The sequence below is a fragment of the Kitasatospora sp. NPDC059571 genome (assembly GCF_042735675.1).
Lineage (GTDB): Bacteria > Actinomycetota > Actinomycetes > Streptomycetales > Streptomycetaceae > Kitasatospora.
In genome coordinates this window covers 11,038-12,664 of the sequence record NZ_JBHWBW010000207.1, presented here as the reverse complement: position 1 = coordinate 12,664, position 1,627 = coordinate 11,038, and the positions used below count along the sequence as shown (strand labels likewise).

2 protein-coding genes are annotated in these 1,627 nt (G+C 76.9%); one reads left to right on the top strand and one right to left on the bottom strand.

The genetic code is table 11. From position 1 onward, the window contains the following. Window positions 1-31 precede the first annotated feature (31 nt). On the bottom strand, window positions 32-625 hold the full coding sequence (locus ACFV0G_RS22225) for a TetR/AcrR family transcriptional regulator (RefSeq protein WP_380550470.1): 594 nt from the start codon (window positions 623-625) through the stop codon (window positions 32-34). 104 nt (window positions 626-729) lie between these two features. On the opposite strand from ACFV0G_RS22225, the gene ACFV0G_RS22220 reads away from it, so the two are divergent. After that, entirely contained in the window at window positions 730-1,551 is an 822-nt protein-coding gene (locus ACFV0G_RS22220; RefSeq protein ID WP_380550464.1) for an SDR family oxidoreductase, read from the top strand. Window positions 1,552-1,627: the final 76 nt, after the last annotated feature.

The following is a 1,627-nucleotide window of genomic DNA, read 5'->3' as shown; positions in this document are numbered from 1 at the left end:
GGGCCCTCTCGCGTGCGGCGGCGGGCCGGGCCTACGGCCGGGCGACGGAGTCGATCCACTCCTGGAGGCGGGCGCCCTCCCGGGTCATGATGCCGGGGTCGCGCAGGGCGTTGGCGAGCAGCGACATGCCCTGGTAGCCGGCGACGAGCGTGGTGGCGAGGTCGTCGGGGTGCGCGGCCCCGAGCAGGCGGAACTGGTCGGCGCTCCAGTCGAGCAGGCGGCGCAGCACCCTGCCGGCCGCCACGTCGAGATCGCCGTCGGCGCGCTTGTCGAGCTCGGCGGCGAGCGTCCCGGTGGGGCAGCCGTACCGGGCGGCGACGTCGCGCCGCTCCACCCAGGCCCCGACCAGCGCCTTGAGGCGCTCGCGCGGGTCCGGCAGCTCCTCCAGCCCGGCGGTCAGCGCGTCCAGGTGCGCCTCGTGCTCGGTCAGGGCGGCACGGACGAGGTCGTCCTTGGTCTTGAAGTAGTAGTAGACGTTCCCGACGGGCACCTCGGCCGCGCCGGCGATGTCGGCCAGCGTGGTGCGCTCGGCCCCCTGCTCGTGCAGCACCTTGGCGGCGGCGGCCGCGAGCCGGCGGCGCTTGTCGGCGCCCCGGGCACGGCCTGCGGAGGGTGTCGGCGCCATCGTTGAGTCAGTCACCCGACTCACTATAGACAACCGCCCCGGGCGGCGTGCTAGCGTCATCGCATCGAACTGAGTCAGCCAACTAACTCACAGGAGTGACAAGCATGATCGTCGTCACGGGTGCCACCGGGAACGTCGGACGGTCCCTGGTCCGCCGGCTGCACGAGGCGGGCGAGGCGGTGACCGCCGTCGCCCGGCACATCACCGACGCGGACGTCCCGGCCGGGGTGCGGGCGGTGGCCGCCGACCTGGCCGAGCCGCAGAGCCTGGAGAGCGCCCTGCACGGCGCGGACGCGCTCTTCCTGCTGGTCGCCGGGGACGACCCCGGGGGCATCACGGCCCGGGCGCGCGCGGCCGGGGTCCGGAAGGTCGTCCTGCTCTCCTCGCAGGGCGTGGGGACCCGGCCCCGGGCGTACCGCCACGCGGCCGGCTTCGAGGCGGCCGTCGCCGCCTCGGGGCTGGACTGGACGGTGCTGCGCTCGGGCGGGCTGGCCTCCAACGCCTTCGCCTGGGTCGGCCCGGTGCGGGCGTCCGGCGTCGCGCCGGCCCCGTTCGGGGACGTCGGGCTGCCCTTCGTTGATCCCGACGACGTCGCCGCCGCGGCCGCCGTCGTACTGCGCGGGGACGGCCACCGCGGCGCGACCTACGTGCTGACCGGCCCCGAGCCGACCACCCCGCGCCAGCGGGCCGCCGCCCTCGCCGAGGCGCTCGGCACGCCGGTGCGCTTCGAGGAGCAGAGCCGGCAGGAGGCGCACGAGCAGCTGGCCCGGCTCATGCCCGTGCCGGTCGTCGAGGGCACCCTGGACGTGCTCGGGGAGCCCACCGAGGAGGAGCAGCGCGTCGGCGCCGACCTGCCCGGGCTGCTCGGCCGCCCGGCGACGCCGTTCGCCGACTGGGCGCGGCGCAACGCCCCGGCGTTCCGCTGACCGACGCGCCGTCACCTCCCGCGAGCGGCGGGGGCGCTCATGACACCGCCACCCGCCCGGCAGGCCCGGGGGGGTG

Excerpts from the sequence above, each read along its gene's own strand:
- ACFV0G_RS22225 (WP_380550470.1), bottom strand. The coding sequence starts at position 625 with ATGGCGCCGACACCCTCCGCAGGCCGTGCCCGGGGCGCCGACAAGCGC.
- ACFV0G_RS22220 (WP_380550464.1), top strand. The coding sequence starts at position 730 with ATGATCGTCGTCACGGGTGCCACCGGGAACGTCGGACGGTCCCTGGTC.